The sequence below is a fragment of the Okeania hirsuta genome, from assembly GCF_003838195.1.
Classification (GTDB): domain Bacteria; phylum Cyanobacteriota; class Cyanobacteriia; order Cyanobacteriales; family Microcoleaceae; genus Okeania; species Okeania hirsuta.
Map to the genome: position 1 here is coordinate 1 of NZ_RCBY01000169.1, position 16,661 is coordinate 16,661.

The window sequence follows — 16,661 nt, forward strand, 5'->3', positions numbered from 1 at the left end:
TCCCCGTTCCTCCTGTCTCCTGTCTCCAGTATAGCTGTCTCCTACCCTCACCCATAAGACTTATGAGCGCAAACCCTAATTATTAATTATTAATTGTTGAACAGTTTCTAGCTTCAGTAATAATTTTCATTGGATAGGAGTCAGCTACTAACTTGTTTGCCTCTTCAATTACTTTAATATCTGGTGTAAAGGTTGATTTTGGTACAGACTCATCAAAATTAATTAAAGTTTTAATACGTTGATAGACCTGGAATGCCACAGTTGGGAAAAACGAAAATTTGCCAGGCAACACACACAAATAATTACTGTGAGGATTTGATTCGATCCAATAACTATAACGGCGTTTTTGCTCTTCCTGACTAATAAATTCTGTTTTCACACATTCATAACTAAAGAGGTTACGGTTATAAAGTCGATCTTTGCCAAAATATCGTTCTGCGGACTCCAAAATTGGCTCAATATCAACTTCATCTTCATCTCCTTGATTTATTAGGTCGTCGTTAGTATAACTAGAATCAGCTAACATTGAGTAAACAAATTTTTCGTCCTCAATTTCACAGCTATGCACAAAATGATTGAAATGAAATTTTTTCTTAGTAGACATCCGCACAAAATTTGTATCAGTTAGGGCAGGTTGAGCTACTACCATAGCACTACGACTACGTTTGAGTTTTGCCCGTACTTGTAAATCAGACAAAAATGGCTCAAAACCTTTTCCTACTGCAAAGATAAACAACTTTGCTTTTAGGCGTTTGGGAAAACCTTGTTGTGTCCGACACAAAATACTTTTGATTTGAATTGGGCCGTAGCGGTCTATTAATAGTTTATCAATAACTACTCCAGTCTCGAATGTCACCCCTTGAGTGAGAGCGCTGGCAACCAAGTCTTTGATTATTGCACTGGTATTCATAGAGGAATCTAATGTTCTGATAATTTCATAGTTTGACTTTTCTAGACCGTAAGATTTATCAAATCTATGACAAAGGTTATCTATAGTTTCCGTTGAGTGACGCAACGAACAATTTAAACCTTCATAAGCTTCGACTTGTGCATAAATTGGTGCTAGACAATTTCCATTCTGATACCAATTATGTTGTTGACCATAAGCAGTTTCTAATCTGCCTAAGACTCGGTTACGCTGAATTTCCATTTGTACCGAGTCGCTCTTGAGACCAGATAGACTAATTTCGGGAGAATTTGTTCCAGGATGAATTAAATATACAGGGCGATCGTTAAACCAACCGTTTAGTTTAGGGATAACTGCGGGAGTGAAAAAATTGGGTTTTGTTTCTGTCAGCGCAATATTACATTGTTCGGTAAAGTAGGAACTATATAGATTAATTGCATCCTCTAAACTATTTACACAATTGATAAAAGTCTGAGCATCGTCATGTCCTGAGTAAAGTGCGCCAGTATGAAACCAACCTTCGAGTTTACCCGAAGCAAATGTTCCTAATTGTGAGGCGCTTTCTAATACTTTGATGGAAAGACGACTATGGCGGGCAAGAAATTCAGCAATAGAAATTCCGGCAATGCCACCACCGATAATTATTGCATCGACATATTCGATTTGAGAAGCTTGAATTTTTGTCATAGTAGTAGTAATATTATGTCTGGATAATTAGCGAAAAAAAACTTTCTCTGATGACTCCCCCATCGTTATTTCTAACTATTCAAACGGACATAATATAAGTCATAGTAGTAATAGTTACCATACTACTTTAAGTAAACGGATGAAAAGCTTGCTTTTAATTTGGCGTTGCTGAAATATAATGGTAAGTAGCTGAAGGTAAAATTGAAAAACTTATGTTTTGCGTTGATACTTAATCTAAAAATCATTACCATTCAGCAACGCCAATAAGTTAATCTGGCAAATTTGCCGTTAACAGGGGAGCGGATTGGAGACGTTCTACAGCTCAAATCAGAAGATGCAGGAGAGTAGGGCAAAACTAAAATTACAGCAAGGATTGTTAAGGGACGATAATCCTAAGGAACTACCTAATTTTGAGGTTTGGAGGTACAGTAGTAGCGATCGCCTTGACTAACCCTACGGCAATCATCCTAGATATTTGTTAGGCACGGCTCAACTTGTAGCTGTGCAGACTTCTGCCATTAAGGCATTGCATGATGAGCTGTCGTTGTGACTGGATTTTGGTCATTCCCTTGAAGAGTGGTTTGAAGAATGGGAAACAGGTTATCCGTCGTTCACTCTTGCAGGGATAAATGACACCGGACAACAAACCACATCTTAATTATCAACTCGACAATACTACAAAAAAAGGACAAGAAGTGGAAGTATGCCGTTTGGGCGACAGTCTATAGCGACTCCTGATGCGGGCACAGGAACTGCTACAACAGCAATAGGTGATAGAATTATAAAGATTGTTTGAAAGCTATACTGGCGATCGCTACTCCAAATTAAAAACTTTATTGGCCATCAAGAAAATATTTTAATTTGTAAAGCAATTGAGCTATTTAAGCGATCGCCTAAATCATTGGTGGCCAAAATTCCCTAGCTAGAATTTGTTCCGAACTTTCTAGGGAATTACTCTAGAAAATACTTCCGATAAAAATGTTTGATGCCACCCATGAAATTTTGAATGATGGTCGTGTTCATAAATACACAGTGACTCAAAATGGGCAACCAATACCATATAGTGAGGTTTTAAACTTATGGCAGTATGAGTCAAACTTTCGCTCTTTCTTCATTTCACTTTTATCTAAGTCTCCCTTTTCTGCCTATCGATGGGAAACACCATCCATTACAAAAGATACCTCAAAGCGTCAATTTGAATTTGTGTTGCTGAACTCTCCAGGGTTAGCACGCAACCCAGACAAAAGGACATTTAGTGATTATTTCAGAACCGACAATCTTAACAATGGAATTGTTGTATTTGAAAATTTAGGCAAAGATGCAATACTTGTAGCTCCATCTCCTAGGGATTCAGAACCCTCCTGGGGAGGAACTGCGTTTTCAGCTTATTCCCATCTAGCAGCCTTCATTCGCGGTGCGCCAGATGGTCAAAAACAGGCATTGTGGCGAATTGTGGGACAAACTGTGCAACAAAAGATTTCAGACCACCCGCTTTGGGTCAGTACAGCAGGTGGCGGAGTGGCTTGGCTTCATGTTAGATTAGATTCTCGACCAAAATATTACGGATACAAAATGTACAGTTTATCAGATCGAGTCTAGATTTGATAGTTGCTGAATGTTAGAACAACAAAAATAGGAATCATATCATGTCCGGTTGAATACTTATAAATAACCATGAAGGAGTCAGGAAGACCTCCTCAGGAGTCAGGAGGGAAGAAGAAAGTTTTTTATCACGCTATTAAACGGACATGATATCATAGAAAAATAATAGCTTTTCCTATTGCCAATTTGAGACTTAAGATGCTATTGTTAATATCAGTATGAGGGCGCGTAGCTCAGTGGATAGAGCACCAGATTCCGGTTCTGGGTGTCGGGGGTTCGAATCCCTCCGTGCTCGTTTTGAACTATATATATAGTATTTGAGCTATTTTATGGTATGGCTATATTCAATTCAAAAGCTTTTTTAGTAAGCCTTTTAGGTTTTATTATTTTCCGATCAAATATTGTTCAACAATTAAACTATTTGGTCTAGCTCTGACATTTTTTACTTAATTTTCACCCAGACCCAGAAATTAAAGAAATCAAATGAAAATGCACTGAGTTTACATGAGCATTTTTTATAGGTATATAGTTTTTTGATAATAAAAAATTTTCTCTTGTTTTGAAAAGAGGGCCTAATATTACCTAGAGGTAGAAATATTTTTGTTGATCAGCGGTTTTCATTTGGGTAGACCACAGTAGGGACGTTCCATGGAACGTCCCTACAAAGTTTTGTTTGTGAAGATGTGGTTCATCAATTTGAAAAGCGCTGTATTTTATATCATGTGCCCCCTTCAGGGGAGCTACGCTTACGGTATAATAGTTATAATAGGGCTTCGTAGTTTTGCTCTATCCCTAATACATAAGTATTGTAAGAGCTAAAGCCCAACTACAAACAAAAACTTTATTATAAGTATAGCAATGTACGCTGGCATATTTACAAATTACAAGAGGTGTCCAATAGCTAAAAGCCTTATATTATCGGTTTTTTATTCCCCCTTCCGGAGCTGTTGCCAGATGAGCTGTTGCCTGCGCACAGCGCTATAATTATCCTAAAATTATATTATGGCGGTTTTCAGAAAGATAGAATACACTCCTAAGAATAAAAACCCTTGTAGGGAGTTCCATGGAACTCCCTACAAGGGTCTACTAAGGGTGAAAACTGCTATAAGATTACTATGTCCTTATTCTATTGGTGCTGTTTCAGCTTCTGGTGGCATCACTTCAATAGGTATACCTTCCTCCTCTTGCCCATCCTGATTTGGTAATGTTTCTCCAACAGATGTATTTTCCGCTTCTGTTTCTGTTGACTTTGCTGTACTACAGTTAGAACTATCAAAATTAAATTCATATTGATAAAGTTTTGAGCGATCGCTACTGGAAAATGATTGATTATTAACTGCATCTATAGCTGCTTCATCTAGCACTGAATGACCACTTTCTAGCAATAACTTTGGTCCATCGGTAATACCGCCATCTGGACTAACTAATACTCCCACAGCAGCTTTACCTTCTAACTTTTGCCCACAAGCTGCTTCTGGATAAGTATCAGCAATAGTTGTAGGTTCAGTCAAATTATCTTCTTCTAATCCCAATTCTATTGCCCACTGTAGATAAGCACCCACAGCACCTAAAGCGATATCCCTTGATTGTGATTCTTCATTGACAGCAGCATATTCTTGCTTTTGTTGCTGTAGTTTTGCTAACAGTGAACCTTGAAATTCTGCTTGTTGCTGTACTGTTGGAGATTGTTCAGGTTCCTGCTGTACTGGTGGGGATGGTTCAACAGCAGGTGTTATTACAGGTGTTGGTGGTTTTGTTTCTTCGATAGTAGTAGCAGCTACATTTTCTTCAGGTGTTGGAGATGATTGAGGGACGGGAGTAGTCGCAGTAACTTTTTGTTGCTTTTGTTGTTCAAATTGTTCTAATAATGAACCTTTAAACTCTTTTGGTGTGGGAGATGGTTTAGGAGTTGGAGCAAAAGCAGGAGTTTCCTGAACCTCAATTTCTAGTTGAGATTTATTAGTTTCAGTTGGTGGGGGAGTGACAACAGCTACCTTTTGTTGTTGTTTTGTTTCTTCTGCTATATCCTGAATAGTCTTTCCTTCTCGTAATTGCCTAACTATTGGTGCTTCTGGCAGTCTACCTTTTTTTGTAGGGTCTGGTGTTGGAGGTGTTGGAGGAGTTTGAGGAGTTGCTGTTGCTATAGGTTTTTTCTCTGTTTGAGTTTGAGTATCGGTATCATTTTTATTTGGAGCAATAGCAATTTGATTTTCAACTTTATCTTGGTAACGTCGTGGAGGCAATTTTAAATTAGCTGAGTATGACTCCCCAGTTGAGTTTTCAACTATAGAAGTTTGCTCTTGAGGGTCGATCTCCAGAGTTGGACGACGTGATAAACCTGAGTCAAAGACTTTATCTGTCAAGTTCAAGTTTTTTCTGAGTTGATATTCATCTATTTGATTTTGATTTGATTGTTGTTGTGGGTCAACTCGAAATATCTCTGCTGGTTGACTATTTGTACTAGGTAGTGGGGGTGGAGATATTGGTGTTGTTGGTAATGACGACCTACCTGGTATAATAGATGGATAATTGTAGGAAAATTCGCTTGGGGATGGATTTCTGGGCAACCTAGAGACGGAAGGAGTGGATCTTGAGCGGGTAGAAGAGGATGAGGTAGTAGAATCTTCTGGTGGTAATTCTGGTAAGTTGTAATCTGAAGGGTCTACAGGTATTGTTGGTAATTCTGAGGATGATGATTCGGGGACAACAGGTAGTTCACTCGGAGATGGTGGTGAAATAGGGGAAAGGTTGGATGGTGTTGGTATGGTTGAGAATGTAATTTCTGGTTCTTCTGGTTGAGGGAGGAGTTCAAGTTGTTCTGGTGTTAATTCTACTAATCCTACTGTTGGTGGTAATTTGGCTTTCTCAGAGAATAGGGATAATTTTGGTAGGTTAATTCCTAATATAGCATGGATGCCCACAGAGGTGAAGAGTGCTATCCATATTGGTTGACGGAGGGTGTCTATGATGGAAGGTTGTTCTATAGGTTGATTTAGGTCTAGGGAAGAAAAGTCAGACATATAAGGAAACTCCTATAATGATCGATAAAATAAATAATATCGTTGCAATTTGCATTTTAACATTCAGCCATTTTTCGGCCATAAAATCTTTAAGTCCCATTATTGAAATATTGAAAAAGAATATAGAGACCTTCTATGGAAGGTCTCTACAAAGGTTACTTGAAAAAGTATTATAGCAATGTGCGCTGGCATATTTACAAATTGCAGGAATTTTCCAATCGCTAAAAGTCTTATATGATCAGCTTTTTATTCCCCCTATTGCCTTCCGGAACTGTTGCCTGTTGCCTGCGCGCAGCGCTATAATTTTTGGAGATATCTAATGTCTGACTCTTACCAAAGAGCGATCGCTAATTTCTGATTGAGAAATCTTCTGCTTCTAACAATGGACTACCTGTTAAAGTTGCAAATTGAACACCACTACTGAAACCTGTTGCACTACCATTAGAGGATTATAGAATAAGTTACCATTGTTACTGTTGTAGACAATGACTCACCTGGTATGCTGAAACCTTTTCCTGAGTCACTGTTGATAGCGGTAAAATTATCGCGGTCTAGAAGAATTATGTCTCCTGGTGTTTGGGAAAAATCAGTAATTTCGTCTATACCAAAATCCTGTGGTTGAAATGCTTCCAGGACTTACGCAAAATATCAATTTATACGCCACCTGTAGGGGCGCTTTCCTCCGGAATGCTTTCCTTGCGGAAAGTGCCCCTACTAGATATGGTGGTTCTGCGTAAGTCATGATCAAGTTAGAGTTTAGTGAACTAAAGGAAATACATGTATGCAGAAATTAGAAAACATCAGAGTATTAATTACTGGTGTAGGGATTAAACCTGTAAGGCATATTTTTCGTGATATTGTAACCAACGAATCTTCCCATACTCCAGTTATACATAATGGTGATGAGTATAAAGCAAATCTAGGTGCCAGTACGGCTTTTTCATGTGCCGAAGCTGGAGCTATAGTACATTTAGTGGCTAGATCCGGAAAAAATTTGAAAATTGTCAAAGATTGGATTACGAGAAGTATTCCGAGAGCTAAAGTCGAAATATCTACTATTGATCTTTTAGACAAACAAGAAACTGAAATCAAACTTGCAAGTGTTTCAAATGACATTCCTCTTTATTGGGTACAGTCCCTTGGTTTAGGTGCTGGTACAGTTAAAATCAGGGACAATAATCCATATTTAAAAATTGATGAAGTTTCGGAAGAATTTATTGATGCTGAATTATCTGTATTGAAAAGCACATACATGACGCTTCAAGCGTTATTGCCAAGATTTCGTAAGCAAGCTGAAACCCGTATTTGTATTGTCTCTTCAATGAGCGGAATAAGATCGTTTGTATCAGGTTCAGTCCATAATTCTGCAAAAGGTGCAATAAGTAGATTTGCCAATGCAATTTCTTTAGAACTTGCTCCTGAAAAAATCTATGTATCAAATATCCGCCCTGGTGGGTGTGATACGGGTTTATATGATGAGAATATAGTAAAGAGTCGGATCGCTAAAATAAGAGAGTCGTTTGGTTTTGGGAGCGATCCTGATGATATTCGTTTAATGCCTCCTTCTAGTGTTGGAAAAGCAATCGTCAATATTTTGTCTTCAGATGGGCATATCACTTCCGTCAATATTGTAGCTCTTAGTATTAGTAGGAAAGCAAGCATCAACTATTAGTAAAACTGAGCAAACTGAAACACCAGAGCAAAGAATTAATAGCTATTTAAAGTTGTTGCTTCAAGGAGAAGGTTGTCAAATATCAGGGCGAAATGTTTTACCTTATGAGTCAACAGAAGAGTTTATTAAAGCTGTTAGTAATTTTGTACAAAAGATTAGTTAATGTGTAAGCATTCCGCAGGAAATGCTTACGTTAATATAGCAATCAGGAGTTAGATGCAAGAATTGAGGTGTTTCTTTAAAGTATAGAATATAGCAGTTATCTTATTCACATATACAGGACTTACGCATGCTTCACCTTGAAAACGCCATATGTAGGGGCGTTAACGATAGTTATGCGAAGCAAATGGCATTTGCGTTCCGCAAAGCTCCGAATGGCGCCCTCACTCGATTTAGTATCCGTGCGTAAGTCCTGATATATTCGTTTTTTCTTCTTCCCTATCTCCATGTTCTCTATCTCCTTTTCCCTAAAAGTCTCCAACATCTCACAACTAAAATCATATTGCTATAGTTTGATAATTTAATCAAATTAATCGCCAAATTTATCAAATGCAAAATAGGTATAAATAAAATGGATCAAGTCGCTAATTGTATTGATTATCGGGAGAAAAATACTACTATTTTAATTGTGGATGATAATCCAATCGATTTGAAATTAGCAATTACTGTTCTGGAGAGCTATAACTTTAAGGTATTAGTATCTGTTGATGGTGAAAATTGTTTTAAACAAGCAAGATAAAAATGGTATAGGAATAAACTCAAAAATTAAAGATAAAATTTTCAACCCTTTTTTCACTACTAAACCTTCTGGAGAAGGAGTAGGTTTGGGTTTATCTCTAGTTAATAAAATTATTGTTGGACAACATCATGGCAGTATTAAAGTTGAAACTCAAGCGGGAAAATATACTGAATTTATTATTGAAATTCCTATGGCTAATTCTACAAATTTTCTACCAGAGCGAGATGAAAGTTAAGTATGTCTGAAAATTCATTTGAAAAAGATAGTTTAGGTTGGCAATTCCAAAAGTTACAACAAAAATTTGGCGAATGGTGGGAAGTTCAAACTTCTCAAACAGCAGCTAAATTACCAGGGGTAGATTTGCCTTATTGGTGGGATAATCCCATAATATTAATGATTGCTAAAGCGATGGCTTGGCTATTTTTTGCTTTTCTGTTGAGCTGGGTAGCTATACAAATAATTAGACTGTTAAATTCTTATATTTATGGTATCCGTAATAAAATCAACTTAACAACAGAAATTAGAGCAGAATCTCAACTAGAATTATCAGTAACAGCTTGGTTAAATAAATCACAAAAATGCCAAGAAATAGGCAATTATCGAGAGGCTTGTCGTTGTTTATATATGGCAATGTTACAAGGATTAAATGACCGGGGTATTATTTCCGATCTACCTAGTCGCACTGATGGAGAATATTTAGAATTAATTCAGCAGTTATCTCTACCTAAACCATATCAAAAATTATTCATTACTCATCAGCAGTTATTATTTGGTAACTTAGAAGTTTCTGCTGCTGTATTTGCAGAATGCCAGGAAGCTTATCAACAAATCAGAGATGAAAAAAACTAATAAATTTTGGGTATTTGGAGCGATAGCTCTAATTTCAATTATGATAATGACTGTTTTTTTTGCCCCAGTAAGTAATCAATTAAATAGCGGTTCTACTTATAGTCGTGCCCCAGATGGATATGGTGCTTGGTACAAGTTTATGTTAGAAAAAGGCGCGGATATTCAACGCTGGGAAAAACCATTTATAGATTTAGAAAATACTCAAGATATCAACTCATCAGTTACTCTATTGCAGGTTAATAGTCAACTAGAAAATCGAGTAATTAATGCTCAGATAAAAAATTGGGTAAAATCTGGGAATATTTTGGTAATTTTAGGCATTAAAAAACAGGTAACAAAGGCAGATTTTACTACTATCCATGATACGGAAGTAGGAAAAGTTGAAATAGAAACAAGTCGCAGGGCAATAAAAATTGAGCAACAAAAAGAAGAGAAGTTATTAGGTGATCGCTACGGTGCTATAGTTTGGCAAAAACAGTTTGGTAAAGGAAAAATTATCTTAGCTACTACTCAATATTTAGCTGCGAATGCTTATCAATATATACCTGGAAATTATGAATTTTTAGCTCAACTTGTTACTCAAGGTCAACAACGAATTTTAGTAGATGAATATATTCATGGTTATAAAGACCAAGAAGTAATTAAGGAGGAGTTGGGAGAAAGTTTAGTGAATTATTTGGTTGAAACTCCTTTATTTCCAATTTTTATTCAGGGTTTAATTATTTTAGTTATCCTAATTTTTACTCAAAATCGTCGTTTTGCTAAACCGATAAAATTATCAGCACCAATAATTGATAATAGTCAAGCTTATATTCAAGCTTTAGCAGGAGTATTACAAAAAGCAGAAAGTCGGGAATTTATTTTAGAAACTACAGGGAAAGAGCAAAAAATTCAACTGCAAAAGAAATTAGGACTAGGAGAAAATATAGTTGAAGATAAATCTTTGATAGATGCTTGGATACAGCAAACTGGAGAGCGATCAATAGAATTAGAAAAAGTCCTAAAAATTCAATCTCAAAAACGAAAAATTACTGAATCAGAGTTATTAAATTGGTTAGATAAGTGGGAGAAAATATTTCAAGTTGAAAACAAAGCAAAAAGGAATTTTTGACCGATTTTTTTTGGTCTCAAGCATTCTCTTTTAATGGTATAAAAAGCGGTCGATCTTCTGTTGATGGTTAATGGGAGTAGGGATTGATATCAAATCCAGTAGTATCAGTGTAATTAGGTGGGGAGGTGGGGAGATGGGACCCACCCCTGACCCCTCCCAGGAGGGGAATGTGGGGGGATGGGGAGATCGAGAAATATTTGGTAATGGTTGAAGATGGAACATTTTTTTATACCGAATTAAACGGATTTGAGATCATTAATTGATAATGGATAATTACCTCTGGTTAAAACTGAGAGGATTGAACCTAGCGCGGAAATCTTATTTCTTTTTATCCTTAAAAGGAGAGACTTTCAACCTAAAGCGCGATTCATTATCAATTATCAATTATCCATTGCTAAATGGTAATTTACCCCTACAAATTATTGATACAAAAATTGATTTATATAGCAACAGTCTTGATAATTAGAACTGATGAAGTAACTGTTTGTGTAGCACTCAGCAGCAGAAACAACGAAAGATAAACCATAAAACTTCTTCCTTGTTCCTTCTACAATAAGATTACTTTTGGCAAATGGTTTAAAATCAGATAAATACGGAAGATAAATAATAAAACTTATTTCCTCTTCCAGCTTCGGTTATTCCTTGTTCCTTCTACGATAAGATTACTTTTGGCAAATGGTTTAAAATCAGATAAATATGGAAGATAAGCCATAAAACTTCTTGCTTCTTCCTTCTTAGTTATTCCTTCTGCAATAACATTACTTTTGGCAAATGGTTTAAAATCAGATAAATACAGAAGATAAATAATAAAACTTCTTTCTTATGCAATAAGATTACTTTTGGCAAATGGTTTAAAATCAGATAAATAATAAAACTTCTTTCTTCTTTCTTCTTTCTTCTTGCTTCTTCCTTCTTAGTTATTCCTTCTGCAATAACATTACTTTTGGCAAATGGTACAAGATCAGATGAATTTGGAACTACCTATCATTATATATATACTAATAACTGAATTAATATGAAACAAACTAACTCAATATTTACTCAACTATATCAGACTCTCAATCAAATAATTGTCGGTCAAAATATACCTATTCAACAATTATTAATCGCCCTGTTGACTGGAGGTCATGTAATAATTGAAGGAGTTCCAGGCACAGGAAAAACTCTCACAGTCAAAGCATTAGCTAGATTAATTCAAGCCGAATTTAGCAGAGTTCAACTAACACCAGATATTCTACCATCAGATATCTTAGGAACTAATGTATTTGACCTCAATAGTCGCAACTTTACCCTAAAAAAAGGTCCAATTTTTACAGAAATATTATTAGCAGATGAAATTAATCGTACTCCACCAAAAACCCAAGCAGCTTTACTCGAAGCTATGGCAGAACAACAGGTAACATTAGATGGAGAAACTTTGCCATTACCAAATTTATTTTGGGTAATTGCTACTCAAAATTCCCTAGAATTTGAAGGTACATATCCATTACCAGAAGCACAATTAGATAGATTTTTATTCAAGATTATTATTGATTACCCAGACATAGCAGCAGAAAAACAAATGTTGCTCAATGTTCAACAAGGTTTTGCTGCAAAAAGTATTCAATTAAATCAAATTAAACCTATAGCAACGGTCGAACAAATAATTATTACTCGTCAAGAAATAGAAGCAATTAACGTTCAAGAAAAAATATTAGATTATTTATTAGGGTTAGTTCAGCAAACCAGAAAACATCCGGATGTAGCTTTAGGTGCTTCTCCACGAGCGACAGTAGCATGGTTACAAACCAGTAAAACACAAGCTTGGTTAAATAATAGAAATTATGTAACTCCAGATGATATTAAAACAGTGGCATTACCTCTATTACGTCATCGGTTAATTTTGAAACCTGAAGCGCAGTTAGATGGAATAATAATTGATAGTATAATTAATTCTATATTGAAACAAGTTTCAGTACCAAGGTAATAAGTAAGGAAGAGGGAAAAAAGGAAGAGGGAAGAAGGAGTAAATTTTGAAAAAAAAGGGGAAAATGATAGAGATAGCTGTCTAATAATGAATTAGAGCAGCTCTTTTTTAGCATTCTTTTTTATATCATGTCCGGTTGAAAAGTTATAAATAAATGACAAAGGAGTCAGGAGTCAGGAGGGAAAAAAGAAGAAGAAAGAGAAAGTTTTTTGTTTGCTGGCGCACAACTGCGTTAATGTGTAAGCGGAACGGAGTTCTATCGCGCTCTTATCCGGACATGATATTACCCTTGGTATTAGAAGCTTAGAAGTGATAATTTTAAATTAAGTTGATTGGCGATCGCCATGAATTTCAAAGTTATATTTCAATATTAATTAAACCGAATAATTAAGACCAAAAATATCTCCCTAGCTACACCATAGGATGTTGTCCTACAAACATAATTTTCCCTTTGATTCAATCCTCTAATTATTAATTATTGAACAAAAAAAATATACTATCAGAGTTTTGATATTCCATCGAAAAAACTGATAATTAAAATTTTAATCTTAAGATATAGCAGTCGAAGGAAAGCTTAAGACAGATTGCCAGCTTAAAACTCAGATAATGTAATATTTTTTATTCTTCCCTCTTTCTTCTCTTTCTTCTACTATATTGACTAATGATTTATAGCTCAAAACTTACCATTTACCAATTATTAATAATAAAAAAATATTACTTTTTTCCGGAACTATACCTAATACTCTTGTTCAACTATATATGTATCCAATTCAATTAGTAAAGCAGTGTAGGAATTAATAATTTTGATGGAAAACCAAACTTCTATCAACTTGTCCTACATTGTGTTACAATTAATTAAAAATTTATTGATATTTTATATTATTGTATATTAAAATACGAAAGGGTGGAAAAAAGAGTGATTGTAAAAAATAACTATAACTATAATTATAAATCTCGTCAATCAGGAATACTTCAATTTATTATATTTAGCATAATCGCGCTCATCCTCAGTAGCTTAATGATATTTACTCCAGGAGCAGCATTAGTAGAATTTAAAAATTCTACAGCTCCAGTAGTTTTAGATGGGCGACCAATACTCAAGATTAGCAGTGCAGGGGAATATACTGCCCAGAAAAGAGCCGAATTAATTGAACAAAAGTTATCAACTGTAGTTTCATCATCAAAACCTATACATTTAAAAGTTAAAACAGATGAAAAACTACCAACAATTTGGTTAAACGATGCCTATCTATTAACTGTTACTCAAAAAGATGTTTTTCCAGGGAGCAATCTCAAAGAGCAAACAGACATTTGGGCAGAAAAAATTGAGGATTCAGTAAAAATAGCTCAAAAAGAACGCTCTTTAAAATTTCTGGGAAACACATTAATTAAAGTAGGATTAATTATTAATGGAGCTATAGTAATAAACTGGCTATTAAAGTTAGTATGGCGAAAATATTTATATCAAGTTATATTGTTTTTTTTGGGAAATCATGGCATTGCTCATCCTGAAGAGAGCAAAAGTTTATCTATATTAATTAGTTTAAGTTTGCTAGTTACAAGAATAGCTTTATGGATAGGAACAATTCTGTATATTACTAATAAATTTCCCCTAACTCGACAGTTTAGTTATCAGTTTACCGATACCTTAATTTCCACCTTTACTTCTCCGGTAATTCATTTGGGAAATCAAACATATTCTGTACCCGATCTATTAATTTTAGTAGGTTTAGTCTGGGCATTAATAATTGGTGTTGGTGGAATAACTAATATTTTAAGATCGCGCATTTTACGAGTAACCGGAATTAACCGAGGCGCTCAAGAAGCGATCGCCACTATGACCAAATACAGTTTAATCACTATTGGTGTGATGGTATTATTGCAAGTATGGGGTTTAGATTTGAGTTCTATTACCTTGTTAGCAAGTGCGTTTGGCGTTGGTATTGGTTTAGGTTTCCAGGATATTGCTAAAAATTTTGGCAGTGGTTTGGTATTATTGTTTGAGCGACCGATACAGGTGGGCGACTTTGTAGAAATTGGAGAATATCAAGGAACTGTTGAACGCATTGGCGCCCGCAGTACAATGATTAAAACTTTCGACCATGTGTCTATTATTGTACCTAACTCCCGGTTTTTGGAGGCGGAGCTAATAAATTGGGATCATGACCACCCAGTTTCGGCGTTGCGGTTACCAGTAGGAGTTGCTTACGGATCTAATGTAGAGGGGGTATGTCAAGCTTTATTAGATGCAGCAGCAGCAGTTTACCCCGATGTGTTATCGATGCCAGAACCCCAGGTTTTGTTTATTGAGTTTGGAGATAGTTCTCTAAATTTTGAGTTGCGGGTATGGACAGCGGAACCGAGCAAACAGGTAATTATTAGGAGTGAGTTGTATTTTAAGATTGAGGCAATATTGCGAGAGCGTCAAATAGAGATTCCGTTTCCGCAACAGGATTTGCATTTGCGGTCTGGGAATTTACCAATTGATTTATCCCCACGAATGGAAGCGATGTTGATGCAGTTTTTCCAGCAGGAAAGCAATGGGAAAAAAGTTAATTTGACTGGTAAGGAGCAGCGGAATTAATATAGCGCGTAGCGCTAGGCAACAGGCAACAGCTCATCTGGCAACATTGAATATTTCCCTGAATAACTAACAATTAATAATTTACCTAACACCTACCACCTATAACTGATTAAATATTACTAACACTACATGAGCTATTCCATGAGCTAGTATTGCAGACTCTAAACCTTTTTGCCAATACAGATATCCGAGAATTAAACCAAATAATGAATTAATCGTAATAATATAGGAAATAAATATCGCATTTACCTGAGTTTGAAATCAAAAAGCTATTGGTAAATGTCTGACCCCAAATAATAAAGATGACAACAAAATTGCCATAACAAAGTATCGCCCTTAGGGTTTACCTTTTCCTCTTTGAAAAATTTTCCATCCTATCCAAACTAGGAGTGTCATTAACCCCCATCTAATTAATAATTCTTCGGTAATACCTCCAAATAAAATGCGAGTTATAAATGGTAAATTGTTGGATATTTCCGAACTTTTAGTTACAAAGTCTGAAGGTAAAAACGGTTGCCATAATAAAGCAATGAAGACTAAAGCTAAATCTCCGATGAAATCTCCAATCATACCTGGTAATATTTGCAGTTTAATTACTGGCATAAGTGGATTTTTCTTAGCGATCGCTTCTGCTAAAGGTGCTGATAATTTAACTTTTTCAGCTAAAGCAACTTTAATAATTACTGCTATAGATAACAACACAGTTTGCTGGAATAAAGTAAACAGTTTAATTATCCATGAAGGAAGTAATTTATTATCTTCTGGTAGAGGTATATCGAGCAACAATAAAGATAATATTCCGATCATACCTATTACCCACAAAACCCAAAATAATTTATTTTTGTAGCTCATAAATCTGTGATTTTTGATGAGTCTAATATTATCTTTTTTCTGATGAGTTTAATACCTCACTGTCTACAGAGTGAATTCGTTGAACTTTGTAGGGGTGGAGCAACTTTTTTCAGTATCCCCATAAACTTTTTACAACTTCAGTACTTCCTTCTTCAATCAATTCCATTTAACTATATTAAATTCAGTTATAACTATATTCGATAATTAATAATTAATACCAAATTCATTTCTAACTTGCATAGAATAATATTTTAATCGGAGTTGACTGTAGCTCTAGATAGAAAAGTTAATAAGTTTCATAATTCTATGTAATCTCAGATAAAATTGCTATGAGACCTAAGACCTACGACCTACGACCTAAAACCTAACACCTAATTCTGTGCAGCCTCACATAAAATTAGTATAACAATTAATAATTACCTCTCCTGAAAATTATCGGATTGGCGAAAAGAATTTTTTGTCTTTCTTTATTCTTCAAAGAAGAGGATTTAAACCTTAATTATTCGGTAATTATCTTTTTCTTTATCATTTTCTTTGTGGGTTTAATACCCCACCGTCAACGGGGGTGTTCAAAATTACTTGGGGGAGCGTAGACGCGGAGCGGCCCTTCGTTGACTATCCCCATGTAATTTTCCTCCTGTCTCCTGTCTCCTGTCTCCTGTCTCCTTCTTC

Annotated in this window: 12 protein-coding genes and 1 tRNA gene; 10 read left to right on the forward strand and 3 right to left on the reverse strand. The window is 35.5% G+C overall.

What is annotated here, in order from left to right; all coding sequences use genetic code 11:
* Positions 1-82 precede the first annotated feature (82 nt).
* Positions 83-1,594 (reverse strand): FAD-dependent oxidoreductase, encoded by a 1,512-nt coding sequence (locus D5R40_RS22930; RefSeq protein WP_124155264.1) that lies wholly within the window; start codon positions 1,592-1,594, stop codon positions 83-85.
* A 978-nt stretch (positions 1,595-2,572) separates the two neighbouring features.
* Here D5R40_RS22930 and D5R40_RS22935 point away from each other — a divergent pair.
* Entirely contained in the window at positions 2,573-3,193 is a 621-nt protein-coding gene (locus D5R40_RS22935) for a DUF6940 family protein (RefSeq protein WP_124143546.1), read from the forward strand.
* A 225-nt stretch (positions 3,194-3,418) separates the two neighbouring features.
* Positions 3,419-3,491: transfer RNA gene (locus D5R40_RS22940), tRNA-Arg, on the forward strand.
* A gap of 826 nt (positions 3,492-4,317) precedes the next feature.
* Here the strand turns inward: D5R40_RS22940 and D5R40_RS22945 are convergent.
* A complete protein-coding gene (locus tag D5R40_RS22945) occupies positions 4,318-6,216 on the reverse strand; it encodes a TonB family protein (protein ID WP_124143545.1) in 1,899 nt (632 codons plus the stop codon).
* 781 nt (positions 6,217-6,997) lie between these two features.
* Between D5R40_RS22945 and D5R40_RS22950 the strand changes: the two genes are divergently transcribed.
* The 8 genes from D5R40_RS22950 to D5R40_RS22985 all read left to right on the forward strand — a co-directional run bounded on the left by D5R40_RS22950 (position 6,998) and on the right by D5R40_RS22985 (position 15,137).
* The gene (locus D5R40_RS22950) at positions 6,998-7,888 is read left to right on the forward strand and encodes an SDR family NAD(P)-dependent oxidoreductase (RefSeq protein WP_124155265.1); all 891 of its coding nucleotides are present in this window, start codon (positions 6,998-7,000) and stop codon (positions 7,886-7,888) included.
* A gap of 571 nt (positions 7,889-8,459) precedes the next feature.
* Positions 8,460-8,627: a response regulator gene (locus D5R40_RS35900; protein WP_124143543.1), complete on the forward strand. Its 168-nt coding sequence runs from the start codon at positions 8,460-8,462 to the stop codon at positions 8,625-8,627.
* A complete protein-coding gene (locus tag D5R40_RS22965; RefSeq protein ID WP_124143542.1) occupies positions 8,596-8,862 on the forward strand; it encodes an ATP-binding protein in 267 nt (88 codons plus the stop codon). The genes D5R40_RS35900 and D5R40_RS22965 overlap by 32 nt, the downstream gene beginning before the upstream one ends.
* 2 nt (positions 8,863-8,864) lie before the next feature.
* The gene (locus tag D5R40_RS22970; RefSeq protein WP_124143541.1) at positions 8,865-9,476 is read left to right on the forward strand and encodes a DUF4129 domain-containing protein; all 612 of its coding nucleotides are present in this window, start codon (positions 8,865-8,867) and stop codon (positions 9,474-9,476) included.
* A complete protein-coding gene (locus D5R40_RS22975; RefSeq protein WP_124155266.1) occupies positions 9,463-10,587 on the forward strand; it encodes a DUF4350 domain-containing protein in 1,125 nt (374 codons plus the stop codon). The genes D5R40_RS22970 and D5R40_RS22975 overlap by 14 nt, the downstream gene beginning before the upstream one ends.
* Positions 10,588-10,657: 70 nt before the next feature.
* The gene (locus D5R40_RS37095) at positions 10,658-10,798 is read left to right on the forward strand and encodes a hypothetical protein (RefSeq protein ID WP_192901303.1); all 141 of its coding nucleotides are present in this window, start codon (positions 10,658-10,660) and stop codon (positions 10,796-10,798) included.
* Positions 10,799-11,602: 804 nt separating this feature from the next.
* A complete protein-coding gene (locus tag D5R40_RS22980; RefSeq protein WP_124155267.1) occupies positions 11,603-12,553 on the forward strand; it encodes an AAA family ATPase in 951 nt (316 codons plus the stop codon).
* A gap of 1,018 nt (positions 12,554-13,571) precedes the next feature.
* Positions 13,572-15,137, forward strand: coding sequence for a mechanosensitive ion channel family protein (locus tag D5R40_RS22985; protein WP_240041640.1), 1,566 nt, complete (start codon positions 13,572-13,574; stop codon positions 15,135-15,137).
* A 336-nt stretch (positions 15,138-15,473) separates the two neighbouring features.
* Here D5R40_RS22985 and D5R40_RS22990 read toward each other — a convergent pair whose 3' ends face one another.
* Positions 15,474-15,989: a hypothetical protein gene (locus D5R40_RS22990; RefSeq protein WP_205127681.1), complete on the reverse strand. Its 516-nt coding sequence runs from the start codon at positions 15,987-15,989 to the stop codon at positions 15,474-15,476.
* Positions 15,990-16,661 lie beyond the last annotated feature (672 nt).

Excerpts from the sequence above, each read along its gene's own strand:
- D5R40_RS22930 (WP_124155264.1), bottom strand. The coding sequence starts at position 1,594 with ATGACAAAAATTCAAGCTTCTCAAATCGAATATGTCGATGCAATAATT.
- D5R40_RS22935 (WP_124143546.1), top strand. The coding sequence starts at position 2,573 with ATGTTTGATGCCACCCATGAAATTTTGAATGATGGTCGTGTTCATAAA.
- D5R40_RS22945 (WP_124143545.1), bottom strand. The coding sequence starts at position 6,216 with ATGTCTGACTTTTCTTCCCTAGACCTAAATCAACCTATAGAACAACCT.
- D5R40_RS22950 (WP_124155265.1), top strand. The coding sequence starts at position 6,998 with ATGCAGAAATTAGAAAACATCAGAGTATTAATTACTGGTGTAGGGATT.
- D5R40_RS35900 (WP_124143543.1), top strand. The coding sequence starts at position 8,460 with ATGGATCAAGTCGCTAATTGTATTGATTATCGGGAGAAAAATACTACT.
- D5R40_RS22965 (WP_124143542.1), top strand. The coding sequence starts at position 8,596 with ATGGTGAAAATTGTTTTAAACAAGCAAGATAAAAATGGTATAGGAATA.
- D5R40_RS22970 (WP_124143541.1), top strand. The coding sequence starts at position 8,865 with ATGTCTGAAAATTCATTTGAAAAAGATAGTTTAGGTTGGCAATTCCAA.
- D5R40_RS22975 (WP_124155266.1), top strand. The coding sequence starts at position 9,463 with ATGAAAAAAACTAATAAATTTTGGGTATTTGGAGCGATAGCTCTAATT.
- D5R40_RS37095 (WP_192901303.1), top strand. The coding sequence starts at position 10,658 with ATGGGAGTAGGGATTGATATCAAATCCAGTAGTATCAGTGTAATTAGG.
- D5R40_RS22980 (WP_124155267.1), top strand. The coding sequence starts at position 11,603 with ATGAAACAAACTAACTCAATATTTACTCAACTATATCAGACTCTCAAT.
- D5R40_RS22985 (WP_240041640.1), top strand. The coding sequence starts at position 13,572 with ATGATATTTACTCCAGGAGCAGCATTAGTAGAATTTAAAAATTCTACA.
- D5R40_RS22990 (WP_205127681.1), bottom strand. The coding sequence starts at position 15,989 with ATGAGCTACAAAAATAAATTATTTTGGGTTTTGTGGGTAATAGGTATG.